Below are 25,221 nucleotides of genomic sequence, written 5' to 3'. Positions count from 1 at the left end.
GCTATCGCAGGCAAGCCAGCTCCCACACGTTGAGCCATGTAACGCTCAAGATCTCAGCGCAGGGTTGGCCCCTGGAAGCCCATCCACATCGCCAACTGCTCAGCCACACTGGCGCCGAGCTTCTTCGAGAAGCGGTCAAACGGCGATTCCTGAACGGTGAAATCCACCAGTTCTTTCTCGCCAATCACATCCCGCGCAACAGAACTGGCACTGCCCAGTCCGTCGATCAAGCCCAGTGGCAGTGCTTGCTCACCGGACCAGACCAGGCCGGAAAACAACTCCGGATGCTCTTTATCCTTGAGCCGGTCACCGCGCCCTTGCTTGACGCTGGCAATAAACTGCCGATGAGTGGTATCGAGCACGCCCTGCCAGAACTGGGTCTCATCAGCCTTTTGCGGCTGGAATGGATCCAGGAACGACTTGTGCTCGCCAGACGTGTAGGTACGCCGCTCAACCCCGAGCTTCTCCATCGTGCCGACAAAGCCGTAACCGGCCGCCGTCACACCAATGGAACCCACCAGGCTGGCCTTGTCGGCATAGATCTGGTCGGCAGCGCTGGCGATGTAATAGGCACCCGAGGCACCCAGATCGGAAATCACCGCGTACAGTTTGATGTCCGGGTGCAAGGCGCGCAGGCGGCGAATCTCGTCATACACATAACCCGATTGCACCGGACTGCCGCCCGGGCTGTTGATGCGCAGAATCACAGCCTTGACCTTGGTATCTTCGAAGGCGGCCCGCAGGCTGCTGACGATATTGTCGGCACTGGCGGACTCCTTGTCGGCAATCACCCCACGCACTTCGATCAATGCCGTGTAATTACCGCTTCGGGTGGCGCTCTTCTCCATGTCCATCAGCGGACTGAACAGCGCCAGCATGCCCAGCAGATAAATAAAGGTCAGGAGCTTGAAAAAGATCCCCCAACGCCGGGACCGACGCTGCTCCTGGACACTGGCCAGCAGGGTCTTCTCCAGCAACTTCCAACTTCTGTCATCGCCATTGTTATCGGCATTGGCCTTTTCAGGCGCCTTCCACTCATCGGTCATGCCATCCACCCCAGCAAAGACTTAATGGGCCCGGCTGAGCCAGGCCTGCAGTTCAGAAAAACGGTCAATCGTCAGTCTCGGCTCGTACGCTTGCAACGCCTCGGCAGACTGGGCGCCGTAGCTGACCGCCACAGAGTCCATGCCAGCATTGCGCGCCATCATCAGGTCGAACGACGCATCACCCACCATCAACGCCTGCCGAGGCGACACGCCACATTGAGCGAGGATCTGTTCGAGCATCAGAGGGTGAGGCTTGCTGGCGGTTTCATCCGCCGCACGGGTGGCGTCGAAATAATTTTCCCAACCGTGGGCTTTGAGCACCCGGTCCAGGCCGCGACGGGCCTTGCCGGTCGCCACCGCGAGGTGATAGCCGTCGGCACGAAACGCTTCCATGGTCTGTGCCACTCCCTCAAACAGCGGCGATGGCTGGGCATCGAGCGCCATGTAGTGATCGGCGTAGTGCTGACGAAACGCTATCAACTCGTCATCGCCAATCTCCGGATACAGGGTACGGATCGCTTCCGGCAGGCCCAGGCCGATAATGCCCTTGACCGCCAGGTCGTCGCACAACGCGTAGCCGGCTCGGGTCGACGCGGCGTGCATCGACTCGACAATCCGACCAATGGAGTTACACAGCGTGCCATCCCAATCAAAGATCAGCAGTTTGTAGTCAAGGTGCGACACTCAGGCGCTCCACGGTCTTGGCCCACATCTCGTCGACAGGCGCTTGCAGCTTCAATTCGCCGCCATCCGGCAGCGGCACCGTCAGCATGTAGGCGTGCAGGAACAGGCGTTTGCCGCCCAGATCGCGAATTTCCTTGGAGAAATCCTCGTCGCCGTATTTGGTATCGCCGGCGATGCAGTGGCCCGCATGCAGGGTATGCACACGAATCTGGTGGGTACGGCCAGTCACAGGCTTGGCCTCGACCATGGTGGCAAAGTCACCAAAGCGACGCAGCACCTTGAACAGGGTCAGCGCCTCCTTGCCCTCCTCGTCCACTTCGACCATGCGCTCGCCGGAGCGCAGGTTGCTCTTCTGCAACGGCGCGCGGACGCTCTTGATCGAGGTTGCCCAGTTGCCACGCACCAGGGCCATGTAGCGCTTGTCCACGCCATCACCGCGCAGGGCGGCATGCAGGTGACGCAACATGCTGCGTTTTTTGGCAATCATCAGCAGGCCGGAGGTATCACGGTCCAGACGGTGGACCAGTTCCAGCTCCTTGGTATCCGGGCGCAACTGACGAAAGGCTTCAATCACCCCGTAGTTCAGGCCGCTGCCGCCGTGGACGGCGATGCCGCAAGGCTTGTTGATCACGATCAGCTTGTTGTCTTCGAAGACAATCGACGCTTCGAGGCGCTGCAACAGGCCTTGAGCCAGAGGGACCGGTTCGTCCCGCTCAGGCACCCGCACCGGCGGCACACGGACGATATCGCCCGCCTGCAGCTTGTACTCGGGCTTGATCCGACCCTTGTTCACGCGCACTTCGCCTTTACGCAAAATGCGGTAAATCAAGGTCTTGGGCACGCCTTTGAGCCTGGCAAGAAGAAAGTTGTCGATGCGTTGGCCGGCATATTCCGGCGAGACCTCGAGCAGCTGGACGCTGGGGGTCTGGGGGGCGGTAGTCGTCATGGCGGCGATGATAACAATTTTTTATGGAATTGAAGCACTTAATCATTGCTGCTATAGTCGCGAACGCCGCCAAAAGCGGCCTGGACAGAGGACTAGCGGCAAACTGCCGGCCCTGACCATCGCAATTCATCAGGACGCGAGGCCGTCCTACGGGGCTTTCGCCACCTTGGAAGGCTCGAGATTGTAACAAGCGCAGGTGACATGAGGCCTGAAGCGAGTGCAAAAAGCAGAGTGATTACTCGCCTTTTGCGCCGATATTTACGGCCAGTTCACAAAGTGCAGTCAGTCTTGAGCCAGACCACGGCGAATGCTTCGGAAACAACGCCTGTTACGAGCTGAGTGAGAGCACAGTCGCCCACACCCGGTCTTGTTTAGCCATGAGCGTGTTCTCCCCATTGGAGAACACGGTAAATGCCAACCCGCTGCGGATTCTGCGCGCGGCAGCACCCGAATTATCAGGGATACGTGTAGGGTGGAGATGCACAACCGTCGGACTGTGTAGCACTAGGCTTATATTTAGACGCTTCATCTCGTCCACAGTCGCCGGTTGATTCCTCCTCCTGACTGAGTGCTTAAGTCACCACAGCAAGCAGGAAGCGTACGTCGCGATACCGCCCATTTTGGCGGGTATTGCTGGACACTGGAGTGGCCAACCACTCTTGACGCACCTGACACCGACCGTGAGAAGTCGTGTGTGCCGAACGCCGTTTCCGGCAGCCCGGAAACCGACGGTACAACATGAAAAGAATGCTGATTAACGCAACTCAACCCGAAGAGTTGCGTGTTGCACTGGTAGACGGCCAACGCCTCTACGACCTGGACATCGAGTCCGGTGCACGCGAGCAAAAGAAGGCCAACATCTATAAAGGCCGGATTACTCGTATCGAACCAAGCCTTGAGGCTGCCTTTGTCGATTTCGGCTCCGAGCGCCATGGCTTCCTGCCCCTCAAAGAAATCTCCCGCGAATACTTCAAGAAAGCCCCAGAAGGCCGCGTGAACATCAAGGACGTCCTGAGCGAAGGCCAGGAAGTCATCGTTCAGGTGGAAAAAGAAGAACGTGGCAACAAGGGCGCCGCCCTGACCACCTTCATCAGCCTGGCTGGCCGCTATCTGGTCCTGATGCCGAACAACCCGCGTGCCGGCGGCATCTCCCGTCGCATCGAAGGCGAAGAGCGCAACGAACTGCGTGAAGCGCTGAACGGCCTGATCGCTCCGGCCGACATGGGCCTGATCGTGCGCACTGCCGGCCTGGGCCGCAGCAGCGAAGAAATGCAGTGGGACCTCGATTACCTGCTGCAACTCTGGACCGCCATCAAAGAAGCGTCCCTGGATCGCTCCGCGCCGTTCCTGATCTATCAGGAAAGCAACGTGATCATCCGCGCCATCCGCGACTACCTGCGCCAGGACATCGGCGAAGTGCTGATCGACAGCGTTGAAGCCCAGGACGAAGCCCTGACTTTCATCCGCCAGGTGATGCCGCAGTACGCCAGCAAGATCAAGCTGTACGAAGACAGCGTTCCGCTGTTCAACCGTTTCCAGATCGAAAGCCAGATCGAAACCGCTTTCCAGCGCGTAGTCGAACTGCCTTCCGGCGGCTCCATCGTGATCGACCCGACCGAAGCCCTGGTGTCCATCGACATCAACTCGGCGCGCGCCACCAAGGGTAGCGACATCGAAGAAACCGCCCTGCAGACCAACCTGGAAGCGGCTGAAGAAATCGCCCGCCAGTTGCGCCTGCGTGATATCGGCGGCCTGATCGTGATCGACTTCATCGACATGACCCCCGCCAAGAACCAGCGCGCCGTGGAAGAGAAAGTCCGCGAATGCCTGGAAGCTGACCGTGCCCGCGTACAGGTCGGTCGCATCTCGCGCTTCGGCCTGCTGGAAATGTCCCGTCAGCGCCTGCGTCCATCCCTGGGTGAAAGCAGCGGCATCGTTTGCCCGCGTTGCAACGGCACCGGCATTATCCGTGACGTTGAATCGCTGTCCCTGGCGATCCTGCGCCTGATCGAAGAAGAAGCCCTGAAAGACCGCACTGCCGAAGTGCGCGCCCAGGTGCCGATCCCGGTGGCTGCGTTCCTGCTCAACGAAAAACGCAACTCGATCACCAAGATCGAACTGCGCACCCGTGCCCGCATCGTCATCCTGCCGAACGATCACCTCGAGACGCCGCACTTCGAAGTGCAGCGCCTGCGTGATGACAGCCCGGAAGCCCACGTCAATCAGTCCAGCTACGAAATCGCTGCTGCCGCTGCCGAAGTGGAAGAAGTCCAGCCAGCCGCCGCGACCCGCACCCTGGTTCGCCAGGAAGCCGCCGTCAAGACCGCGCCAGCCCGTGCCAACGCACCGGTTCCGGTTGAAGCTGCCGCGCCGGTTGCCGCGCCTGCAGCCCTGCCTGAGCCAAGCCTGTTCAAGGGCCTGGTGAAGTCGCTGGTCAGCCTGTTCGCCACCAAGGAAGAGCCGGTAGCTCCAGTTGTGGTCGAGAAGCCTGCCGCTGAACGCCCTGCACGCAATGAAGAGCGTCGCAACGGTCGCCAGCAGAGCCGCAATCGCAACGGTCGCCGTGACGAAGAGCGCAAGCCTCGTGAAGAACGTGCGCCACGCGAAGATCGTGCCCCACGTGAAGAGCGCCAACCGCGCGAAGCCCGTGAAGAAACGCCAACCGTAGCCCGTGAAGAGCGTGCACCACGGGAAGAACGTGCACCGCGCGCTCCACGCGCCCCGCGTGAAGACCGCAAGCCACGTGGCGAGCGTGAAGAACGCGTGCGTGAACTGCGCGAGCCGCTGGATGCCGCTCCAGCCGTAGCCGCTGCTGCTGCCACCGCTGCCACTGCTGAAGAGCGTCCAGCTCGTCAGCCGCGTGAAGAACGTGCACCACGCCCTCCTCGTGAAGAGCGTCAACCACGTGCCGAACAAGCGGCTCCAGTCGGTGAAGAAGAAGAGCTGCTGTCCAACGAAGATCAGCAACAGGAAGACGGTCAGGAAAACGCCGAAGGCGATCGTCCACGCCGCCGCTCCCGTGGCCAGCGTCGTCGCAGCAACCGTCGTGAGCGTCAACGTGATGCCAACGGCAATGAAATCGAAGGTTCGGAAGAGACCGGTGAAGCTACCGCGACTGGCGAACCGACTGGTGCCGAACTGGCTGCCGGCCTGGCCGTGACCGCTGCTGTTGCCAGCTCGGTCATCAGCGCACCTGCTGAAGCCCAGGCCAACGAGCAAGCTGAAGCCGCTACCGCTGCCATTCAGGAAACCCCTGTTGTAGAGACGCCTGCCGTCGAAGCACCTGTGGTTGAAGCGACGACTCCAGTCGAAGCCCCGGTTGTTCCGGAAGTGGAAGTAGCGCCAGCTCGTCACGTGCGTGAAGTTCGCGAAGTTCGCGAGCCTAAGCCTGAAGCTGAAGTGGTTGCCGAGCCTGCCGCTGTTGTTGAACAACAGCCCGTGGTTGAAGCCGCCGTTGAAGCACCGGTTGCCGAGCCGACCCCTGAAGTGCGTGAAGTTCGCGAAGAACAGACCGCCTTCCAGTGGACTGCCGAACCTGCCCCAGTGGTCGAAGCGGTTGAAGCACCAGCGCCTGCTCCAGTGGTCGAAGAAGCTCCAGCGCCAGTCGCTGAAGTGGTTGTCGCCCCTGAACCTGTAGCCGTGGTTGCCGAGCCTGCTCCAGTGGTTGAAGCACCAGTGGTTGCCGAAGTGGCAGCACCGGTGGTTGAAGCCGCTCCGGCCAGCGCGCTGACTGAAAACGGCCGTGCGCCGAACGACCCGCGTGAAGTGCGTCGTCGCCGCAAGGAAGCTGAAGCGGCCGCCGCTGCTGCCAAGGCCGCTGCCGAAGCCGCTCCAGCCGTCGCTGAAGTGGTCGAAGCAGCCCCTGCTCCGGTCACCGAAGCCGTGGTTGAGCACACTGCCCCTGCTATCGACGAGAACCAACGTTCCGTTGAAGAAGTGGTAGAGCACCACCCTAAGGCCCTGGAAGAAGAGCATGAGCCTAAACCCCTCGTCTGATTCCATCGGCCACTAAAAAGCCCCGCCTGAATGATCAGGCGGGGCTTTTTTATGCCTGTGCTATCCGCTAGCGGTAGTTCAACAACGCCGGCACATCTACATCCCACAACACACCGGGATCATCGACAGCGACTTCCTGCACCGAAGCCATGGCAAACAATGGCTTTGCTCCACGATCTCCCGTGAGCGCCATCAAGGCAGGGCCGAATGAACGGCCAAACCCCACCGGATGCCCATACTGACCGGCATGCACCGGGACGCTGATACCGTCTTCCTCTAGGCCTGCCATCACGTGCTCGATACTTGCCGGCAGGATGAACGGCATATCTCCCAGCACCACCAGCCAACCGGCGGACGGGCCACTGGCTGCCACCGCAGCCGCGATGCTGTCACCCATACCCGGTGAACGTAAAAGCAGCACTTCGCACCCCTTCAGTTGCGCCAGCCGAATGACTTCAGTGCGATCCGGCGACGTCACCAGCCAGCGCTTGGCAACCGCCGCCGGCAAATTCACCAATACCTGCTCAATCACTGGCCGTGTGATGCCATCCCGACCCACGCAGGGCGCCAGCAACTTATCCTGATCCACACCTGCTTCGGCCCGAAAACGACTGCCCTGCCCCGCCGCCAGGATGATCGCGGTGATGCTCGTCAACTGACCGCTGCCTGCAACGGTTTTTTCTGCAACAGATCAATCCCGTTCTTGATGGCAACGATTTCCGCCATCAACGACAGGGCGATCTCCGCTGGCGTATGGCTGCCGATATGCAGGCCAATCGGCCCATGCAGCCGCTCAATGGCCTCCGCACTCAACCCCAGCGCTGCGAGGTTTTCCCGGCGCTTCTGGCTGTTGACCCGCGAGCCCAGGGCACCAATGTAGAACGCCCGGGAGTTGAGGGCCGTCAGCAGCGCCATGTCATCCAGGCGCGGGTCATGGGTGAGCGCGACAATAGCGGTGCGTTCATCGGTCTGGATATTCAGCACGGCCTCATCGGGCATGCCCGGCACAAAGCGCCCATGCTGTTCTTCCCAGCCGTAGACAAACTCCTGACGTGGGTCGCAGATCAGCACTTCGAAATCCAGCAGCCGGGCCATTTCTGCCACATAGCGTGACAGCTGGCCTGCGCCGATCAACAGCAAGCGCCAGCGCGGACCATAAATCGCCCGCAAGCGCTCGCCGTCGAAGCTGACCACATCGGTCTTGCTCGCACCGCTTAACTCCACTTTACCGGTGGTCAGGTCCAATTCACGGGCGACAATCTCGTGGGCCTCGCAGCGCGCCAGCAATTCAGCAACCCAACCTGGATCACCCACCCGCTCTTCGGTCAGGCGCAAGGTGCCGCCGCACGGCAGACCAAAACGCGCCGCTTCGTCCCGGGTGACGCCATACGTTACAAGCTGCACCGGCGGCCCGTCTTCTGGCAACCGACCATCCTGCAAACGGGCGATCAAGTCGTCCTCGATACAGCCGCCAGACACCGAGCCAATCACCACCCCGTCGCCGCGCAAGGCCAGCATGGCCCCCGGCGGACGCGGCGCACTGCCCCAGGTCTGGACCACGCTGTACAGCACCACCTGCTGCCCGGCGCGGCGCCATTCCAGCACGCTGCGCAACACATTCAGATCAACACTGTCCATCAGGCCTTCGCCTCCTGCCAAACACGTAGCTGGTTTTGATAAACAGCATCTATGAGTTGATTAAAAAATATCGGTAGTCAGCTAAGTTAACTCAGCGGCAATAAAAAAGCCCCGCTATGCAGGGCTTGGTGCGTCAAAAAACCAGCTTAGTTCAATAGCGGTTGGGCTCCATCTCCAGCACAACCTTGAAACGCTTTTCGATGTCCTGCTGGATGCGTAGCGCGAGCCCGGCAATCTCCTGGCCCGTGGCCGCGCCATAGTTCACCAACACCAGCGCCTGCAAGCGATGCACACCGGCATCGCCATCACGAAAGCCTTTCCAGCCCGCCTTGTCGATCAGCCAGCCGGCGGCCAGTTTCATCTGCCCGTCAGCCTGGGGGTAAGCCACCATGTCCGGGTATTCCAGCTGCAATTCGGCGGCCAGCGCCTGGGACACCAGCGGATTCTTGAAGAAACTGCCGGCATTGCCGAGCACCGCCGGGTCGGGGAGTTTCTCGCTACGAATGCTGCAAATCGCTCGACTGACATCGCTGGGGGTGGCCTGCGTAATGCCTTGTTCGGTCAGGCGCTGTTGCACCGGCCCGTATTCAAGCTTCAGGTGCACGGCGCGACTCAGGGCAAAACGCACCCGCAGGATCAGCCAGCGCCCGACCTCATGTTTGAACAGGCTGTCACGGTAGGCAAAGTTGCATTCGGCCAGGCTGAAATCCCGCAGCTCGCCGGTCTGGCGGTCGAGGGCGGTCAGGCCGGCGAATACGTCCTTGATCTCCACACCGTAGGCGCCAATGTTCTGCATCGGTGCGGCGCCGACCGTGCCAGGGATCAGGCTGAGATTTTCCAGGCCGGAAAAGCCCTGGGCCAAGGTCCATAGCACAAACGGATGCCAGGCTTCGCCAGCTTCGGCTTCAACCACCACCTGTACGCCATCGTCTTGCACGACCCGGATGCCCTGGCTGGCCATGCGCAGCACCAGCGCGTCGATATCCTGGGTCAGCAGCAAATTGCTGCCGCCGCCAATCACCAGCAACGGCAATTGTTGCCCGGCGGCGTAGGCCAAAGCCTCACGCACGTCAGCGTCGTTGCGGGCCTCGGCAAACAGCCGGGCACGCACGTCGATGCCAAAGCTGTTGAACGGTTTGAGCGAAACCTGTGCCTGCACCTGCAATGTCATAACCGGCCCTTCAATTCAATCACCAACAGGTCACAGGCGCGCTCGATCAGGTCGAGCACGGTTTCGAAGCCCTGGTCGCCTTCGTAATAGGGGTCCGGCACTTCATCCACCACCGAGTCATAACGGCGCAGGAACAAGTCCAGGTCCGCCTTACCTTGAGCCGGCTGCATGGCCTTTAGGTTGCGCAGGTTGCTCTGGTCCATGGCGAGGATCAGGTCGTAACGGGAAAAGTCGGCACGGGACACCTGCTGAGCACGCTGGGCCGACAGGTCGTAGCCCCGTTGCAGCGCTGCCCGCTGGCTGCGCTTGTCTGGTGGATTGCCAACGTGCCATTCACCGGTGCCGGCGGAGGCCACCTCGACCCGATCAGCCAGGCCGGCTTCACGCAGCTTGTGGCGCAACACACCTTCAGCCGTCGGGGAACGGCAGATATTGCCCAGGCAGACAAACAGAACCTGCATCAGGCCCCCAGCAGGCGACGGACGCGCTCGAGGTCTTCAGGCGTGTCAACACCCGCCGGTGGCGCTTCCAGGGCATCGCCCACATGAATGCGCACGCCGTGCCACAGGGCACGCAGTTGTTCCAGGGATTCGGTGTTCTCCAGCCAGCACGGGCCCCAACTGACGAAGTCATGCAGGAAGCCGGCACGGTAGGCGTAGATACCGATATGGCGGCGATAAGGCACGCCCGCCGGCAGTACGTCGGGCTGCTTGGCGAATGCATCCCGCGCCCACGGCAAGGTGGAGCGGCTGAACGTCAGCGCCAGGCCATTGATGTCGCTGACCACTTTCACCACGTTGGGGTTGAACAGCGTCTCGATGTCTTCAATCGGCTCGGCCAGGGTTGCCATGCGGGCTTCGCCATGGGCCGCCAGGTTGGCCGCCACCTGGTCGATCACGCTGGGCGGAATCAACGGCTCGTCGCCTTGCACGTTGACCACGATGGCGTCCGCCGCCAGCCCCAGTTTGGTGGCCACTTCGGCCAGGCGGTCGGTGCCGGAGTTGTGGTCTTCACGGGTCAGCACCGCTTCGGCGCCAAAGCCTTTGCAGGCCTCGATAATGCGCGGATCATCGGTGGCCACCACCACCCGTTCGGCGCTGCTTTTGCAGGCCTGTTCCCACACCAGCTGGATCATCGGCTTGTTGCCGATCAGCTGCAGCGGTTTGCCGGGCAGGCGGGTGGAGGCGTAGCGGGACGGGATGACGACGGTGAAGGCAGTGGTCATTTATCCAGGCGCTCGTCGGTGGTCAGGGTACGGGCTTCGCTTTCGAGCATTACCGGAATGCCGTCACGGATCGGGTACGCCAGGCCGGCGCCCTTGCTGATCAGCTCGGTTTTGTCGGCGCTGAGCTTGAGCGGACCTTTGCAGATCGGGCAAGCGAGGATATCGAGCAGTTTGGTGTCCATGAGTATGTCCTGGAGAGCAGCGTTTTAAGGCAAAAGGCGAGCGGGCAGCAAACGCATTAACTGCGTGTCGAACCAGGCGATAAACGCCGGTGACGGTGCCGCGTCCACCGCAAGGTACCACCAGTCGGGCCTGGCAAAGGCGCGGCACTTCACCGCGTCCTTTTCAGTCATGACCAACGGCAGCGCCGGTGTGAAATTCAAGACCTCGGCGCTGTAGGGCGCGTGGTCGGCAAAAGCATGAGGTATTGGGCGCCAGTGTAGCGTCTCAAGGGTATTGAAGAAACGTTGCGGGTTTCCGATGCCGGCCACCGCATGCACCTGCTGACCTACCGGGAAGTGGTCGACAGGTTGGCGCTCGCCGGTGTGCAGATTGACCAATGCGGTGGGCAGCAGGCGGAAGGCAAAGCCATCCTCACGGTCTGAACCGGAGCCGTTATAAAGCAGCGCATCGACGCTTTGCAAACGCTCGACCGGCTCGCGCAACGGGCCCGCCGGCAAGCAGCGACGGTTGCCGAGCCCACGGGCGGCATCAATCAATACCAGTTCCAGGTCTCGGGCCAGGCGGTAATGTTGCAGCCCGTCGTCGGAGAGAATCAGGTCCAGGGTTTCGCTGGCCAACAACGCCTTTACGGCGCGGCTGCGATCAGGGTCGATCATCAGGGGTACGCCGCTGCGTTGCACGATCAACAGGGGTTCGTCCCCCGCCTCCGCAGCGGTGTGACTGGCTTCGACACGCCACGGAAACTCCGGCGGTTTGGCGCCATAACCGCGGCTGACCACTCCGACGCGCAAACCGCTGCGCTGGCAATGGTCGATCAGCCAAAGAATCAAGGGGGTCTTGCCGGTGCCTCCGACGGTGATGTTACCGACGACCACGACCGGCACCGGCGACTGGTAGATCTCGCCCTCGCCCGCCAGGAACCGCGCGCGCTTGCGCTGCACCACCCGGCGATAGAGGGATTCCAGCGGCTGCAACAACGCAAGCGCCGGATGGCCTTCGTACCAGGCCTTGAGCAAACGATCAGTCATGGCCATCAGGGTTGGCTCGCCGCCTCGACCGTGGTCATGCGCAAATGGCTGAAGCCGAGCTTGCCGGCAGCGTCCATCGCAGTGATCACGGCCTGGTGCTTGGTGTTGCCATCGGCGCTGATGGACAGTGGCAAGTTAGTGTCGCCACCGGACTCCTTCTGCAGTGCTTCCATCAGGCTGGCCAGGTCGTTTTTCTCCAGCAACTGGTTATTCACCGAGAACACGCCATCGGCGCTGATGGCGATGTCCAGCTGCTTGGCCTGCTGGTCTTCCGCCGGAGAGCCGCTTACGGCTTCCGGCAAGTCGACGCGCAGCTGGGTTTCCCGGGTAAAGGTGGTGGTGACGACAAAAAACAGCAGCAAGATAAACACCACGTCAATCAACGACGCCAGGTTGATATCGACGTTTTCCCGTTGCTTGCGGCGAAATTTCACGCTTTGCCCTCAACCAGGTCCACGTCACGGTCGCCCTGCACCACTTCCACCAGCTTGATGGCTTCCTGCTCCATGCCCACCACCAGCTCGTCGATGCGCCGTTGCAGAAAACGGTGGAAGAACACCGACGGAATACCGACCATCAGGCCCGCCGCCGTGGTGATCAACGCCTTGGAAATACCACCGGCCAGCACCGCAGCGTTGGTGGTCATGCCCGAGCCCATGAAGGAGCTGAAGATATCGATCATGCCCAACACCGTACCGAGCAGGCCGAGCAACGGTGCCATGGCGGCAATGGTGCCCAAGGCATTGATGTAGCGCTCCAACTCATGGATGACCCGGGCGGCGGCCTCTTCGATGCATTCCTTCATGATCTCGCGACCATGCTTGGAGTTGGCGAGGCCGGCGGCGAGGATTTCACCCAGGGGCGAGTTGGCGCGCAGTTCCTTGAGCTTTGCCTTGTCCAGTTGCTTGTTCTTGATCCAGCCCCAGACCTGGCCCAGCAGGTGGTCAGGTGTTACACGGCTGGCACGCAGGGTCCACAGGCGTTCGGCGATGATGCCGAGTGCGGCGATGGAACTCAAAATGATCGGCAACATCATCCAGCCGCCGGATTTGACCAATTCCCACACAGTGAATGTCCCCTCGAAAAAGTGCGCCACTTTACCATAAGGGTCCGGCGGAAGGGCTGGCCGGCCCCAGAGCATCCTGTCGCAGGAGCCAGTCTTTGGTAACGCTGTTTTGCGGCGGGGGCTCGCGCCAGAAACGCCGCTGGCTGCGCACGGCCTGCGGCGGCTGGAAGGTGCCCAGTTGCAGACGGAGTGCGCCTTGCTCGGCGCTGTCATAAATCAGGCTGCCCACGGCCTGGTAACGCTCCAGTACGTGGGGATGGGGATGGCCGAAGGCATTGCTGCGGCCACGGGAAATCAGCACTGCCTTGGGTGCAAGGCGCTGGAGAAACGGCCAGGACGACGAGCTGCGGCTGCCATGGTGCGGCGCCTGCAACCAATCGACAGGAGCCCCCAGGGGGGTGGCCAGCAATGCCCGCTCGGCTTCACGGTCAATATCACCGGTCAGCAGCAACCGTTCGCCATTGGCCTGCACCAGCAACACACAGGACATCTGATTACCGTCCGTCGCATCAGGCCATTGCCACAGCTCGAAGGTCACGCCATCCCAATGCCACCGCTCGCCACTGACGCAGGCTTGAGTACCGAGTGCCGCCGGCAGCCGTTCGGTCTCGCCGCCCACCACGCGCTTGATCGGCAGCCCGTGGGCAACCGCCAACGCACCACCGGCATGATCGGCATCGGCATGACTGAGCAGCATCATGTCCAGCCCCGCGACACCCAGTTTGCGCAACGCAGGCAATACCACGCGCGCGCCAAGGTCGAACTCACCGGAGCGCGGCCCGGCGTCATAGAGCAGAACGTGGTTGCGGGTACGCAGGATGATCGCCAACCCTTGGCCCACATCCAGTTGCACCACCTCGACGCGTCCGTGAGGGATCGACTCCCGAGGCGGAAACACCGCCAGCAGCAACATCGGCCAGCCCAGCAGCCGAAACGGCACGCCCTTGGGCAGCAATAACAGCACCGCCCCCAGCAGGCTCACCAGCCAATAGCCCATGGGCACGTGCGCCGGTATCCAGGCCGGCACGTACTGCGCCAGCAACGCCAAGGCCTTGAACAGCCAGTCCAGTGTGCCGCCCGCCAGCCATAACAAACCTTCACCTATATAAGGCAGCGGCAATAACACCGTACCCAGCAAGGCCAGGGGCAACACCACCAGGCTGATCCACGGCACCGCAACCAGGTTGGCCAGCGGCCCGCTCAGGCTGATGGGCAAACCGAGCACCAGCAGCAGCGGAAACAGGCCGATGGCAATCAACCACTGGGCCCGGGTCCAGGCCTGCCAGGCACGCCAGGGGCCCAGTCGGCCACTGAACGCCAGGATCAGCACCGCCACCGCCGCAAAGGACAGCCAGAACCCCGGTTGCAGGCTGGCCAGCGGTTCGAGGATGAGCACCGCGTTCAGCGCCAGCAACAGCGGCCACCAGATCCCCAAGTGACGAAACCGCAGGCGCCATAGCAGGACCAATCCCACCATGACGCAGGCCCGTTGCACCGGCACTTCAAAACCGGCCAGCAAGCCATAGCCCAGCGCCGCAGCAAACCCCAGGCCGCAGGCCCAGGGCAGCCACGGTAAGGGTTTCGGCCAACACCCGAAGCGCGCCAGGCCGGCGACCAGGCCATAGATCAACCCTGCCAGCAGCCCAATGTGTTGCCCGGAAATCACCAATAAATGCACGGTGCCGGTGTCTTGCAGAACCCGCCAATCCTCGGCGGCCAGCCCGGAACCATCCCCGAGCACCAGCGCCGCCAGGCCCGCCTCTCGCCCTTGGGCATCCACTGCCAACAGCCGCTGGCGAATTCCGTCGCGCCAGGCATGCCGCGCAGGCGCCAGCTTCTGGCCATCCTTGACCGAACCCGTGGCGCCAATGCGCTGGGCCAGCAGCCAGGCTTCATAGTCAAACCCCTCGGCATTAAGCAAACCGGAGGGACGCTTGAGGGTCACGGCCAACCGCCAGCGCTCACCGCTCTGAACCGCTGGCCCGCCACGCCAGGACACACGGATGCGCTTCGGAAGCAGGTCCTTGCGTGACCGGCTGTCGGTCAGTTCAAAGCGAACACCGTCGCCTGTCTGCTGCGGCAACCCGCTGACACGCCCCTCCACCCAGCGGGTCTGGCCATCCAGACGCGGTGCCAACCGGTCGTCCAGCGCCCACTGCGCACTCAGGCACGCCCAGCCCAGCCCGAGCAGGAAAAACGCCAGCGGATAGGTGCGAAAAGGCAGCAGCATCAGGGCCAACACCGGCATCAGCAGCAGCCAGCCGCTGGACGGCAACGCAGGTAAAAAACGCAGGGCGAGCAGCCCCAGCGCGAGTGCGAACATCCCTGTTCTCATGGCTCGTTCCTTGAAAGCGACCCATTGAGTCTTAGCCGGGCTACCGAAGCGGCCTATTATTATTTGTCACAAAGTCTGAATTTACCGTTCTTGGAATGCGGGCATACTTGCCCCTCGAACTGACCTGGACCCCTTATGCCACGGCGCTTATTCAAACGGTACATGCCCGATCCGACCAGCATCCGGGAACACAAATCCTTACGCTTTCTCGGCAAGTTGCTGCATGACCCGAACCTCTGGCACCTCAATCGCCACTCGGTTGCCCGGGCGATGGCCGTTGGTCTGTTCGCGGCATTTATCCCCATTCCCTTGCAGATGCTGCTGGCGGCGATCCTCGCCATCAGCGTGCGCGGCAACATGCCGATTGCTGTGAGCCTGGTGTGGCTGACCAACCCGATCACCATGCCGCCGGTGTTCTTCTGCACCTATATGACCGGCGCCTGGCTGATGAACGTGCCACCCCGCAGCATGCCCGACGAGTTGACCTGGGAATGGATCAGCGGGCAGTTGTCGACGTTGTGGCAACCCTTCCTGCTGGGCTCGGTAGTACTGGGGCTGGTGATGGCGGCGCTGGGGTATTGCCTGACCATGGGCTATTGGCGCTGGTGGGTGGCCCGCCAGTGGAAAAAACGCAAACAGCGCAGGTTGTAACCGTTAGCGGGCCAGCAAGCGCATGTGCACGCGCAAACCCTGGCCGGTGTTTTCCGCCCACAAGCTGCCGTCCTGACGCTGCACAGCGTTGCGCGCAATGCTCAAGCCCAGGCCAAAGCCGCCGTCGCCGGGCCGTGAACCGTCCAGCCGGGTGAATGGCGCAAAGATCCGTTCCAGCTCCCCCTCATCGATCCCGCCGCCCTGGTCTTCCAGCCACAAGTGCCAGTGATCCCCCTCACGCTGCCCGCCCAATTGCACTGTGCCGTATTGCGGAGAGTGCCGAATGGCATTGCGCAGGATGTTTTCCAACGCCTGGGCCAGCAGGTTCAGATGCCCACGCACCCAGCAGTCAGCCCCAAGCTCGCACTGCAAACGTGAAGCCGGCCAGCCACTTTCAAAACAGGCGTTTTCCCGCAGCATGTCCCACAGCGCCTGCACCTGGATGTCTTCCTTGGGCAGCGGCGCACGTTCAGTGTCGAGCCAGGCCAGTTGCAGGGTGTCTTCCACCAGGCGCTGCATGCCGTCGATTTCCCTTCCCAGGCGTTCGCGCAGTTGGATCAGGTCCTGCTCGCTGTCGCAGGCGACGCGCAAACGGCTCAGCGGTGTGCGCAACTCATGGGACAAATCCCGCAGCAGTTGCTGTTGCAGGGCCACGGTGCCTTGCAGGCGTTCCGACATCTGGTCAAACGCGCGACCCAACTCCCCCAGTTCATCCTGGCGGCTGGTGGTATCGCGGGAAAGCCGGGTGCTCAATTGATCGGCACGCCAGGCGTTGGCCTGCTCACGAAGGTGGTTGAGGGGCATGATCAACAGCCGGTAAAGGCCGATGCAGAGCAACAGGGTGAACAGGCCGGGAATCACGCCATTGGTGACGATCCGCCAGAACAGCTGGTTTTGCCCAGGCATGAAACGCCGGGGCAATTCGATCACCAGGGACCCCGCCCCCGGGTCGAGCGGGAACGGGATTTTCAACCACGGCAAGCCCTTGGCGTGCCGGCTGACGGGCCAGTCCAGGCCACGCAGGAAGGTCAGGCGCTGGCTTTCCTTGTCCGTCAGCGGGTAGCTGCTCAGGGATTGCAGGTCGTTACCGATAACACCCACCCAGGTGCGCTCGCGCTGGCCCAGGGTGTGCAGCCATTCGTCCACACCGGCGTTGCCGCCCTTGTTCCAGGCCAGCTCCGCACCGGCTGCATAACCGCTCAAGGTGGCGCGAGCCTCGTTGGACAGAAAGGCATTCTGCTCTTCCATGTACCGGCCCCAGGACCAACTGAGCCAGATCATCAGCAAACAGAAAGCGATCAGCAGGCACGCCAGTTTCCAGAATAACGAATGCTTGCCCGGCAGCCGTGTGAGGGCGGCCCTAAAGCCCGTCATCGTGACCGCTCAACACGTAGCCCTTGCCCCACACCGTGCGCACTTCCCGCTCGCTGTAGCCGATGGCCTTGAGCTTGCGACGAATCTGGCTGATGTGCATGTCCAGGCTGCGGTCATGGGGCGCGTAGCCGCGCTGAAAGACGTGCTGATAGAGGAAGGCCTTGCTGAGGACTTCTTCGCCGTTGCGGTGCAGGGTTTCCAGCAGGCGATACTCGCTGCGGGTCAGGCCGGCCCACTGCTCCCGGTGAAACACATCACACTGCTCATCATCGAAACGCAGGCTACGGGCATCGTCGCGCACCGCCGCCAGGGCCGGCAAAGGCCGCCGGTCCAGGGCGACCCGGCGCAGGATCGCCTCAATGCGCACCCGCAACTCGACCATGCTGAACGGCTTGGGCAGGTAATCGTCCGCCCCCAGGCGAAAGCCGCTGATGCGGTCGGCTTCAGCCCCCAGGGCCGACATCAGAATCACCGGGATCGAATGGCTCTGGCGCAGATGCGTGAGCACGGACAAGCCGTCCATGCCCGGCAACAGAATGTCCATCAACACCACGTCGAAGCGTTGATCGCGGGCCATTTGCAGGCCCTGCTGGCCGTTCTGGCACCAGGTCACCTGGAAGCCACAGCGGCCCAACTGCTCATGGACATAGGCGCCAAGCACAGGATCGTCTTCAATCGCCAGGATACTGGGTAAGCCAGGTGCTACAGGATTCATTAGCGTCTGCAAGTCATTCTCAATGACTGATTATTCAAGATTGCCCCCCTATGAGCAACCGCCGCCGGGCGTCCAGGGGCCCAAGGTTTGCCTCAGGTCATTAATTTTGCAAGATTCCACGCCGCGCAAATGGCTACACTGCGCAGGTGGCGCGGGCCGGATGCCTGCGTGGAATTCGACAACAGTGTGGTAGCAGGAGAGTGGCGTGCTTACGAAAATGGGAATAAAAGGCCGCGTACTGTTGCTGACCTTATTGCCTACCAGCCTGATGGCGTTGTTGCTGGGCGGCTATTTCACCTGGATGCAGCTGTCGGAGTTGCAGTCGCAATTGCTGCAACGGGGCGAGATGATCGCCGAGCAACTGGCACCGTTGGTCGCCCCGGCCCTAGGCACCAAAAACACCGACCTGTTGGAGCGCATCGCCACCCAGTCCCTGGAGCAAACCGACGTACGCGCCGTGTCATTCCTGGGGCCTGACCGCACACCCCTGGCCCACGCCGGCCCGACCATGCTCAATCAGCCGCCGATCGGCAACAGCTCACACCTGTTGCAGCGCACCGGCAATGACGCAACCCGCTATCTGCTGCCGGTATTCGGCCGCCATCGCAACCTCGCCGGCGAACTGATCCCGGACGAATCCGACCGCCTGCTGGGCTGGGTCGAGCTGGAACTGTCACACAACGGCATGTTGCTGCGGGGCTACCGCAGCCTGTTCGCCAGCCTGCTGCTGATCGCCATCGGCCTGATCTGCACGGCGGCCCTCGCCTTGCGCATCAGCCGTACGATCAACTCACCGATTGGCCTGATCAAACAGGCCGTGGCGCAGCTCAAGGACGGCAACCTGGAAACCCGCTTGCCACCGCTGGGCAGCCAGGAACTGGATCACCTGGCCTCGGGCATCAACCGCATGGCCGAGACCCTGCAAAACGCCCAGGAAGAATTGCAACACAGCATCGACCAGGCCACCGAAGACGTGCGGCAAAACCTGGAAACCATCGAGATCCAGAACATCGAGTTGGACCTGGCCCGCAAGGAAGCCCTGGAGGCCAGCCGTATCAAGTCGGAGTTTCTGGCCAACATGAGCCATGAGATCCGCACGCCGCTGAACGGCATCCTGGGCTTCACCCATTTGTTGCAGAAAAGCGAGCTGTCGCCCCGGCAGCTGGATTACCTGGGCACCATCGAAAAATCCGCCGACAACCTGTTGGGCATCATCAACGAAATTCTCGACTTCTCGAAAATCGAGGCCGGCAAGCTGGTGCTCGACAGCATCCCGTTCAACCTGCGGGACTTGCTGCAAGACACCCTGACCATCCTCGCCCCGGCCGCCCACGCCAAACAGCTGGAGCTGGTGAGCCTGGTCTACCGCGATACACCGCTGTCCCTGGTGGGTGACCCGCTGCGGCTCAAGCAGATCCTCACGAACCTGGTGAGCAACGCGATCAAGTTCACGCGCGAAGGCACCATCGTTGCCCGCGCCATGATTGAAGACGAACAGGAAGACAGCGTGCAACTGCGCATCAGCGTGCAGGACACCGGCATCGGCCTGTCGAACCAGGATGTGCGGGCGCTGTTCCAGGCATTCAGCCAGGCGGACAACTCGCTGTCCCGCCAACCCGGTGGCACCGGACTGGGCCTGGTGATTTCCAAGCGCCTGATCGAACAGATGGGCGGTGAGATTGGCGTCGACAGCACGCCGGGGGAAGGCTCTGAATTCTGGATCAGCCTGAACCTGCCAAAAACCCGTGACGATATCGAAGACCTGCCCTCCGCGCCGCTGCTGGGCCGGCGCGTGGCCGTGCTGGAAAACCACGAGCTGGCGCGCCAGGCCCTGCAACACCAGTTGGAAGACTGCGGCCTGGAAGTTACGCCATTCAACAGCCTGGAAAGCCTGACCAACGGCATCACCAGCGCCCACCAGACCGAACAGGCCATTGACCTGGCGGTGCTGGGCATCACTGCCAACGACATCCCGCCGGAGCGTTTGAACCAACACCTGTGGGACCTCGAACACCTGGGCTGCAAGGTACTGGTGTTGTGCCCGACCACCGAACAGCTGCTGTTCAACCAGTCGGTGCCGAACCCCAACAGCCAGTTGCAGGCCAAACCCGCCTGCACCCGCAAACTGCGCCGTGCCCTGGCCGACCTGATCAGCCCGCGCCCATCGCGCAGCGAACCCGGCGAGCCACTGTCCAGCCGCGCGCCGCGGGTGCTGTGTGTCGACGACAACCCGGCCAACCTGCTGTTGGTGCAAACCCTGCTGGAGGACATGGGCGCCAAGGTCCAGGCGGTGGAAAGCGGTTACTCGGCCGTCGAAGCGGTGAAGCAGGAAGCCTTCGACCTGGTGCTGATGGACGTGCAGATGCCCGGGATGGACGGCCGCCAGAGCACCGAGGCGATCCGCACATGGGAAAGCGAACGCCATGGCACGCCGCTGCCCATCGTCGCGCTGACGGCCCATGCAATGGCCAACGAAAAACGCGCCCTGCTGCAAAGCGGCATGGATGACTACCTGACCAAGCCCATCAGTGAACGGCAACTGGCCCAGGTGGTGTTGAAATGGACCGGGCTGGCCCTGCGCAACCAAGGCCCGGAACGCGGCACCGAAAGTTTTGGGCACGCCGCGCAATTGCCGGTGCTGGACCACGAAGAAGGTCTGCGCCTGGCAGCCGGCAAGGCTGATCTGGCAGCAGACATGCTGGCGATGCTACTGGCTTCGCTTGAGGCCGACCGTGAAGCGATTCGCGTCGCCCGGGACGCCAACGACCGCAACGCCCTGATCGAGCGGGTGCACCGCTTGCACGGCGCCACCCGGTATTGCGGCGTGCCGCAACTGCGCGCGGCCTGCCAACGGGCCGAGACCCTGCTCAAACAGGACGACGCCAAGGCCATGCCGGCCCTGGATGAACTGGACATGGCGATTGCCCGGCTGGCCAGCGAGGCTCGGGTCAGCGCGTAAACTTTCGGGGCAATGTGGCGAAGGAGCTTGCTGTGGCCAGGGCGCTTGCTGTGGCGAGGGAGCTTGCTCCCGCTGGGCTGCGCAGCGGCCCCAAAATCCTGGGAGCGCTTCGCACTCCAGCGGGAGCAAGCTCCCTCGCCACAACAAGCTCCCTCACCACAACAAGCGCCCTCGCCACAGACAAGCCCCATCGCCACAAAAGCAGCTTTCCATCATCAAGAAGGAATATTTGATGCGCATCCTCCTCTTCAGCAGCCAGACCTACGACCGCGAGAGCTTTCTCGCCCAACCGTTGCCCGACGGCATGCAGCTGCAATTCCAGCCGGCCCGGCTGAACCTCGACACCGTGGCCCTGGCCGAACACCACGAAGTGGTCTGCGCCTTTATCAACGACGACCTCAGCGCCCCGGTGCTGGAGCAACTGGCCAACGGCGGCACCCGCCTGATCGCCCTGCGCTCGGCCGGCTACAACCATGTCGACCTGCCCGCCGCCAAACGCCTGGGCCTGACCATCGTGCGGGTGCCGGCCTATTCGCCCCATGCGGTGGCCGAACATGCGGTCGCGCTGATCCTGGCCCTCAATCGTCGCCTGCACCGCGCCTACAACCGTACCCGCGACGGTGACTTCAGCCTGCATGGCCTGACCGGTTTCGACCTGGTGGGCAAGACCGTCGGCGTGGTCGGCACCGGGCAGATCGGCGCCACATTCGCCAAGATCATGGCCGGGTTTGGCTGCCAGTTGCTGGCCTACGATCCTTACCCCAACCCGCAGGTCGAGGCCCTTGGTGCCCGGTATGTGAGCCTGCCGCAGTTGCTGGGCGAATCGCAGATCATCAGCCTGCATTGCCCGCTGACGGCGGACAGCAAACACCTGATCAACGCCCAAAGCCTCGCTCATATGCAGCCCGGCGCGATGCTGATCAATACCGGGCGCGGCGGCCTGGTGGACACCCCGGCGCTGATCGACGCACTCAAGGACGGCCAGCTCGGCTATCTGGGGCTGGATGTGTATGAAGAAGAGGCCCAGCTGTTTTTCGAAGACCGCTCGGACTTGCCCCTGCAAGACGACGTATTGGCGCGCCTGCTGACCTTCCCCAACGTGATCATCACCGCCCACCAGGCCTTCCTGACCCGCGAGGCCCTGGGGGCGATTGCTGGCACGACCCTGGCCAACATCGCGGCGTGGGCTGGCGGGCAGGCGCAAAACCTCGTCGAAGGATGATCAGCGGTCACATAGCCGCGCCATGATAGGTGGCGGCCCGTGATAGGATGCCGCGCCTATTTGGAGGATCCATGGCCGAACACGATTTCCGCTTCAGCTTGCTGAGCCCGCAACACACCCTGATCGAATGCCGCGCCCTGGTGCCGGGCCGTTATCAAGTCACCGGCAACGGTGGCTCGATCAAGAACGGCGACGTTCTGATCGTCACTCTGCGCGGCAGCAAAACCCTGTCGATGCGCCTGACCGTCGAAGGCGATGCACGCTACTCCATCCGCCCGGCGGGCCAGTGGGTCGCCATGGCCCAGGGGCCGAAGTTCGGCGAGTTGGAAATTCACACCTGGAAGGTCAACTGCGACAGCTGCGACACCGTGCTGGAGTTTGAATTCGCGGTGGAAACCAAGCTGACCAAGGAACCGCTGCAACCGGCCGCCACTGCGCGCGTCACCGAGTTGGGCTGGGCCACCCTGGGTGACAAGCACCGTTGCCCGAAATGCCAGCAGGCCGCGCAATGAAAGCCCCGCTGATGCTGGCCGTGCTGGGTGCAGGCCTTGCGGGCTGCGCCAGCGACGAGGTCAAGCTCAAGCAGGATCACAGCTACGTGGTGGAATGGATCGGTGAGCGGCCGCTGATGGATTACGCGCACCTGACCGTGACCCTCGGCGCCGATGGCCGGGCCTACGGCAATGGTGGCTGCAACCATTGGTTCGCGCCCTATACCCTGGATGGCGACAAGCTGAGCTTCGGCAAGGTCGGCAGCACCCGCAAACTCTGCGCCGAAGCGCTGATGGAGCAGGAACACCGCTTCTTCCAGGCCCTGCAAGGCGTGCAGCGCTGGGACATCTCGCCGATCGAACAGACCCGTTTCTGGCCGGCTGACGGCAAGCCGTTGCGGTTGTGGCTGGAAGAAGGCTGATCTGAAGGCGCAACACATCTAAATGTGGGAGCGGGCTTGCTCGCGAAAGCGGTGGATCAGTCAATGTATCTGGTGACTGTCACACCGCATTCGCGAGCAAGCCCGCTCCCACATTTTTTATCCGCGCAACGCTTTGAGCTTGGCCAACACCCCTTCCGCCGTCTGCTCACCCATCAGTTGCTCGCGCACCTTGCCCTTGTCATCAATGATGTAGGTCACCGGCAAGGCTTCACTGCGGGGAATGTCGAAGATCCCGTCCGGGTTCTGCGCCAATACAGTGAACTTGATGCCCAGTTTCTCACTGGCGCTCTTGAGTTCTTCACCCTGGACGTTGTCGAAGTTCACGCCGAACACCCCCACCGACTGGCCCTTGAGCTGTTCAGCCAAAGCGTTGAGTTCAGGGATTTCGGTACGGCACGGGCCACACCACTCGGCCCAGTAGTTGACCACCAGCCATTGCTTGTCCAGGCGTTCGGCGGCCACTTTCTGACCGTATTGGTCAACGCCATAATCATTGCCACAGCCACTGAGCAGCAGTGTGCCGATGATTGCCAATGCGCCTAACAGTCGCCTCGTCATGGGGTAATCCTTCGTAAAAATGAACATTGGCTGCGGCCTATCGCCTCTCATGGTTTAAGGACGTGACGCAGCGCGGGTAGAATACCCGCCACCTTACGCAAGATGCGACCCGCACATGACCGATCTGACGCTTTATCACAACCCGCGCTGCTCGAAATCCCGCGGTGCGCTCGAATTGCTGGAAGCCCGTGGCCTGACACCCACCGTAGTGCGCTACCTGGAAACCCCGCTCGACGCCGTGCAATTGCAGGCCTTGCTGGGCAAGCTGAAGCTCAGCGCGCGGCAACTGCTGCGTACTGGCGAAGACGAATACAAAACCCTCAATCTGGCTGACACCCGCCTCAGCGAAGCGCAACTGATTGCCGCCATCGCCGCTCATCCGAAACTGATGGAACGCCCGATCCTCGAAACCGCCGACAAGGCTGTGATTGGCCGCCCGCCAGAGAACATCCTGGAGCTGGTTTCGTGAGTGCGCCGTATGTGCTGGTGTTGTATTACAGCCGCAACGGCTCGGTGAGCGAAATGGCCCGGCAGATAGCCCGGGGCGTCGAGCAAGCCGGGCTTGAGGCGCGCTTGCGCACTGTGCCGGCCATCTCCAGCGAATGCGAAGCCGTGGCGCCGGACATTCCGGTGGACGGCCCGCTGTACTGCAGCCTCGACGACCTGAAGAACTGCGCCGGCCTGGCGCTGGGCAGCCCGACCCGTTTCGGCAACATGGCCGCGCCGCTCAAGTACTTTCTCGATGGCACCAGCAACCTGTGGCTGACCGGCGCCCTGGTCGGCAAACCGGCGGGTGTGTTCACCTCCACCGCCAGCCTGCACGGTGGCCAGGAGACCACGCTGATGTCGATGCTGCTGCCGCTGCTGCACCACGGCATGCTGATCACCGGCCTGCCCTACAGCGAACAAGCCCTGCTCGACACCAAGGGCGGCGGTACGCCTTATGGCGCCAGCCACCATTCCGGTGCCGACGGCAAGCGCGCACTGGATCAACATGAAATCGCCCTGTGCCGCGCCCTCGGCCTGCGCCTGGCGAAGACCGCCGCGCTACTGGAGAACGGCCGTGGCCAGGAAGCCTAAGGTACTGCCGCCCCAGGCGTGGCTGGAGCCACGGGTCAAGGCGGCGCGGGTGTTGAGCCTGCTGGCGTTTTTGGGTTTGGTGGGGTTGCTGTGTGCCTACTACCTGGTGTTCGCCGACCTGCACGGCGCGCGGCCGTGGGTGATTCTGCTGATCGAGCTGGTGCCGCTGCTGTTGCTGGCGCCGGGGATGATCCTGGGAAGCGCGCGCGGGCATTCGTGGATGTGCTTTGTGGTGAACTTGTACTTCATCAAGGGTGCGCTGGCGGCGTATGACCCGAACCGGCAGTGGTTTGGTGTGCTGGAAATGCTGGCGAGCCTGGCGGTGTTCTGCACGGCGCTGATGTATGTGCGTTACCGGCATCAACTGAATCGGCGGTTGGCGGGGGAAGGTTTGCCTGCCTGATGCTTTT

Annotated in this window: 25 protein-coding genes; 9 read left to right on the top strand and 16 right to left on the bottom strand. The window is 62.3% G+C overall.

Annotated features, from left to right (window positions below; translation table 11 throughout):
- Positions 1–53: 53 nt before the first annotated feature.
- Genes BLU46_RS24570 through rluC form a run of 3 tightly spaced genes read right to left on the bottom strand, consistent with a single transcriptional unit; the run spans position 54 to position 2,676 of the window.
- On the bottom strand, positions 54–1,046 hold the full coding sequence (locus BLU46_RS24570; RefSeq protein ID WP_093207304.1) for a S49 family peptidase: 993 nt from the start codon (positions 1,044–1,046) through the stop codon (positions 54–56).
- Positions 1,047–1,067: 21 nt separating this feature from the next.
- A complete protein-coding gene (locus tag BLU46_RS24565) occupies positions 1,068–1,730 on the bottom strand; it encodes an HAD-IA family hydrolase (protein WP_093207299.1) in 663 nt (220 codons plus the stop codon).
- The gene (rluC, locus tag BLU46_RS24560) at positions 1,717–2,676 is read right to left on the bottom strand and encodes a 23S rRNA pseudouridine(955/2504/2580) synthase RluC (protein ID WP_093207295.1); all 960 of its coding nucleotides are present in this window, start codon (positions 2,674–2,676) and stop codon (positions 1,717–1,719) included. Before rluC ends, BLU46_RS24565 begins: the two co-directional genes overlap by 14 nt.
- 738 nt (positions 2,677–3,414) lie before the next feature.
- Between rluC and rne the strand changes: the two genes are divergently transcribed.
- Complete coding sequence (rne, locus tag BLU46_RS24555; protein ID WP_172834549.1) at positions 3,415–6,672, top strand: ribonuclease E; 3,258 nt, start codon at positions 3,415–3,417, stop codon at positions 6,670–6,672.
- A 67-nt stretch (positions 6,673–6,739) separates the two neighbouring features.
- Here the strand turns inward: rne and BLU46_RS24550 are convergent, their stop codons facing one another.
- From BLU46_RS24550 to BLU46_RS24505, 10 genes are all read right to left on the bottom strand, one after another.
- Positions 6,740–7,327 carry a nucleotidyltransferase family protein gene (locus BLU46_RS24550; RefSeq protein WP_093207285.1) on the bottom strand — a complete coding sequence of 196 codons (588 nt, stop codon included), beginning with the start codon at positions 7,325–7,327 and terminating at the stop codon, positions 6,740–6,742.
- Positions 7,324–8,310 carry an XdhC family protein gene (locus BLU46_RS24545; RefSeq protein WP_093207279.1) on the bottom strand — a complete coding sequence of 329 codons (987 nt, stop codon included), beginning with the start codon at positions 8,308–8,310 and terminating at the stop codon, positions 7,324–7,326. Before BLU46_RS24545 ends, BLU46_RS24550 begins: the two co-directional genes overlap by 4 nt.
- A 151-nt stretch (positions 8,311–8,461) precedes the next feature.
- Entirely contained in the window at positions 8,462–9,481 is a 1,020-nt protein-coding gene (gene murB, locus BLU46_RS24540; RefSeq protein WP_093207274.1) for a UDP-N-acetylmuramate dehydrogenase, read from the bottom strand.
- On the bottom strand, positions 9,478–9,942 hold the full coding sequence (locus tag BLU46_RS24535) for a low molecular weight protein-tyrosine-phosphatase (protein WP_017475823.1): 465 nt from the start codon (positions 9,940–9,942) through the stop codon (positions 9,478–9,480). Before BLU46_RS24535 ends, murB begins: the two co-directional genes overlap by 4 nt.
- The gene (gene kdsB / locus BLU46_RS24530) at positions 9,942–10,706 is read right to left on the bottom strand and encodes a 3-deoxy-manno-octulosonate cytidylyltransferase (RefSeq protein ID WP_008434982.1); all 765 of its coding nucleotides are present in this window, start codon (positions 10,704–10,706) and stop codon (positions 9,942–9,944) included. The genes BLU46_RS24535 and kdsB overlap by 1 nt, the downstream gene beginning before the upstream one ends.
- Positions 10,703–10,888, bottom strand: coding sequence for a Trm112 family protein (locus BLU46_RS24525; protein ID WP_003174668.1), 186 nt, complete (start codon positions 10,886–10,888; stop codon positions 10,703–10,705). The genes kdsB and BLU46_RS24525 overlap by 4 nt, the downstream gene beginning before the upstream one ends.
- Positions 10,889–10,912: 24 nt before the next feature.
- A complete protein-coding gene (gene lpxK / locus BLU46_RS24520) occupies positions 10,913–11,923 on the bottom strand; it encodes a tetraacyldisaccharide 4'-kinase (RefSeq protein WP_093207268.1) in 1,011 nt (336 codons plus the stop codon).
- Positions 11,923–12,351: an ExbD/TolR family protein gene (locus BLU46_RS24515; RefSeq protein ID WP_004371361.1), complete on the bottom strand. Its 429-nt coding sequence runs from the start codon at positions 12,349–12,351 to the stop codon at positions 11,923–11,925. The genes lpxK and BLU46_RS24515 overlap by 1 nt, the downstream gene beginning before the upstream one ends.
- Positions 12,348–12,983 carry a MotA/TolQ/ExbB proton channel family protein gene (locus BLU46_RS24510; RefSeq protein ID WP_063033914.1) on the bottom strand — a complete coding sequence of 212 codons (636 nt, stop codon included), beginning with the start codon at positions 12,981–12,983 and terminating at the stop codon, positions 12,348–12,350. Before BLU46_RS24510 ends, BLU46_RS24515 begins: the two co-directional genes overlap by 4 nt.
- A 31-nt stretch (positions 12,984–13,014) precedes the next feature.
- Positions 13,015–15,306, bottom strand: coding sequence for a DNA internalization-related competence protein ComEC/Rec2 (locus BLU46_RS24505; RefSeq protein WP_093207261.1), 2,292 nt, complete (start codon positions 15,304–15,306; stop codon positions 13,015–13,017).
- A gap of 147 nt (positions 15,307–15,453) precedes the next feature.
- Between BLU46_RS24505 and BLU46_RS24500 the strand changes: the two genes are divergently transcribed.
- On the top strand, positions 15,454–15,969 hold the full coding sequence (locus BLU46_RS24500) for a DUF2062 domain-containing protein (RefSeq protein WP_017475829.1): 516 nt from the start codon (positions 15,454–15,456) through the stop codon (positions 15,967–15,969).
- A 3-nt stretch (positions 15,970–15,972) separates the two neighbouring features.
- Here the strand turns inward: BLU46_RS24500 and BLU46_RS24495 are convergent, their stop codons facing one another.
- Both BLU46_RS24495 and BLU46_RS24490 read right to left on the bottom strand, forming a co-directional pair.
- Entirely contained in the window at positions 15,973–17,343 is a 1,371-nt protein-coding gene (locus BLU46_RS24495) for a sensor histidine kinase (RefSeq protein ID WP_093207256.1), read from the bottom strand.
- Positions 17,330–18,058, bottom strand: coding sequence for a response regulator transcription factor (locus BLU46_RS24490; protein WP_017475831.1), 729 nt, complete (start codon positions 18,056–18,058; stop codon positions 17,330–17,332). Before BLU46_RS24490 ends, BLU46_RS24495 begins: the two co-directional genes overlap by 14 nt.
- A 205-nt stretch (positions 18,059–18,263) precedes the next feature.
- Here BLU46_RS24490 and BLU46_RS24485 point away from each other — a divergent pair, with 205 nt between their 5' ends.
- The 4 genes from BLU46_RS24485 to BLU46_RS24470 all read left to right on the top strand — a co-directional run bounded on the left by BLU46_RS24485 (position 18,264) and on the right by BLU46_RS24470 (position 23,152).
- Positions 18,264–21,017 (top strand): response regulator, encoded by a 2,754-nt coding sequence (locus tag BLU46_RS24485; protein WP_093207251.1) that lies wholly within the window; start codon positions 18,264–18,266, stop codon positions 21,015–21,017.
- Between the two features lie 232 nt (positions 21,018–21,249).
- Positions 21,250–22,239 (top strand): 2-hydroxyacid dehydrogenase, encoded by a 990-nt coding sequence (locus tag BLU46_RS24480; protein WP_093207245.1) that lies wholly within the window; start codon positions 21,250–21,252, stop codon positions 22,237–22,239.
- Between the two features lie 71 nt (positions 22,240–22,310).
- Positions 22,311–22,751: a hypothetical protein gene (locus tag BLU46_RS24475; RefSeq protein ID WP_093207240.1), complete on the top strand. Its 441-nt coding sequence runs from the start codon at positions 22,311–22,313 to the stop codon at positions 22,749–22,751.
- Positions 22,748–23,152 (top strand): META domain-containing protein, encoded by a 405-nt coding sequence (locus tag BLU46_RS24470; RefSeq protein ID WP_063027906.1) that lies wholly within the window; start codon positions 22,748–22,750, stop codon positions 23,150–23,152. The genes BLU46_RS24475 and BLU46_RS24470 overlap by 4 nt, the downstream gene beginning before the upstream one ends.
- A 117-nt stretch (positions 23,153–23,269) precedes the next feature.
- On the opposite strand, the gene BLU46_RS24465 is transcribed toward BLU46_RS24470, so the two are convergent.
- Entirely contained in the window at positions 23,270–23,731 is a 462-nt protein-coding gene (locus BLU46_RS24465) for a TlpA disulfide reductase family protein (RefSeq protein WP_004371382.1), read from the bottom strand.
- 115 nt (positions 23,732–23,846) lie between these two features.
- On the opposite strand from BLU46_RS24465, the gene arsC reads away from it, so the two are divergent.
- From arsC to BLU46_RS24450, 3 genes are read left to right on the top strand one after another with little or no spacing between them, the layout of a single operon-like run.
- Complete coding sequence (gene arsC / locus BLU46_RS24460; RefSeq protein ID WP_093207235.1) at positions 23,847–24,200, top strand: arsenate reductase (glutaredoxin); 354 nt, start codon at positions 23,847–23,849, stop codon at positions 24,198–24,200.
- Positions 24,197–24,811: an NAD(P)H:quinone oxidoreductase gene (wrbA, locus tag BLU46_RS24455; protein ID WP_017475837.1), complete on the top strand. Its 615-nt coding sequence runs from the start codon at positions 24,197–24,199 to the stop codon at positions 24,809–24,811. The genes arsC and wrbA overlap by 4 nt, the downstream gene beginning before the upstream one ends.
- A complete protein-coding gene (locus tag BLU46_RS24450; RefSeq protein ID WP_063027902.1) occupies positions 24,795–25,214 on the top strand; it encodes a DUF2069 domain-containing protein in 420 nt (139 codons plus the stop codon). The genes wrbA and BLU46_RS24450 overlap by 17 nt, the downstream gene beginning before the upstream one ends.
- The last annotated feature ends 7 nt before the right edge of the window (positions 25,215–25,221 follow it).

Origin of the sequence: Pseudomonas yamanorum, assembly GCF_900105735.1 — a bacterium.
Lineage (GTDB): Bacteria > Pseudomonadota > Gammaproteobacteria > Pseudomonadales > Pseudomonadaceae > Aquipseudomonas > Aquipseudomonas yamanorum.
This window is presented reverse-complemented; position numbering and strand designations above follow the sequence as displayed.

Coding starts and splice junctions, on each gene's coding strand:
- BLU46_RS24570 (WP_093207304.1), bottom strand. CDS start 1,046: ATGACCGATGAGTGGAAGGCGCCTGAAAAGGCCAATGCCGATAACAAT.
- rluC (WP_093207295.1), bottom strand. CDS start 2,676: ATGACGACTACCGCCCCCCAGACCCCCAGCGTCCAGCTGCTCGAGGTC.
- rne (WP_172834549.1), top strand. CDS start 3,415: ATGAAAAGAATGCTGATTAACGCAACTCAACCCGAAGAGTTGCGTGTT.
- BLU46_RS24545 (WP_093207279.1), bottom strand. CDS start 8,310: ATGGACAGTGTTGATCTGAATGTGTTGCGCAGCGTGCTGGAATGGCGC.
- murB (WP_093207274.1), bottom strand. CDS start 9,481: ATGACATTGCAGGTGCAGGCACAGGTTTCGCTCAAACCGTTCAACAGC.
- BLU46_RS24535 (WP_017475823.1), bottom strand. CDS start 9,942: ATGCAGGTTCTGTTTGTCTGCCTGGGCAATATCTGCCGTTCCCCGACG.
- kdsB (WP_008434982.1), bottom strand. CDS start 10,706: ATGACCACTGCCTTCACCGTCGTCATCCCGTCCCGCTACGCCTCCACC.
- BLU46_RS24525 (WP_003174668.1), bottom strand. CDS start 10,888: ATGGACACCAAACTGCTCGATATCCTCGCTTGCCCGATCTGCAAAGGT.
- lpxK (WP_093207268.1), bottom strand. CDS start 11,923: ATGGCCATGACTGATCGTTTGCTCAAGGCCTGGTACGAAGGCCATCCG.
- BLU46_RS24505 (WP_093207261.1), bottom strand. CDS start 15,306: ATGTTCGCACTCGCGCTGGGGCTGCTCGCCCTGCGTTTTTTACCTGCG.
- BLU46_RS24500 (WP_017475829.1), top strand. CDS start 15,454: ATGCCACGGCGCTTATTCAAACGGTACATGCCCGATCCGACCAGCATC.
- BLU46_RS24495 (WP_093207256.1), bottom strand. CDS start 17,343: ATGACGGGCTTTAGGGCCGCCCTCACACGGCTGCCGGGCAAGCATTCG.
- BLU46_RS24490 (WP_017475831.1), bottom strand. CDS start 18,058: ATGAATCCTGTAGCACCTGGCTTACCCAGTATCCTGGCGATTGAAGAC.
- BLU46_RS24480 (WP_093207245.1), top strand. CDS start 21,250: ATGCGCATCCTCCTCTTCAGCAGCCAGACCTACGACCGCGAGAGCTTT.
- BLU46_RS24475 (WP_093207240.1), top strand. CDS start 22,311: ATGGCCGAACACGATTTCCGCTTCAGCTTGCTGAGCCCGCAACACACC.
- BLU46_RS24470 (WP_063027906.1), top strand. CDS start 22,748: ATGAAAGCCCCGCTGATGCTGGCCGTGCTGGGTGCAGGCCTTGCGGGC.
- BLU46_RS24465 (WP_004371382.1), bottom strand. CDS start 23,731: ATGACGAGGCGACTGTTAGGCGCATTGGCAATCATCGGCACACTGCTG.
- arsC (WP_093207235.1), top strand. CDS start 23,847: ATGACCGATCTGACGCTTTATCACAACCCGCGCTGCTCGAAATCCCGC.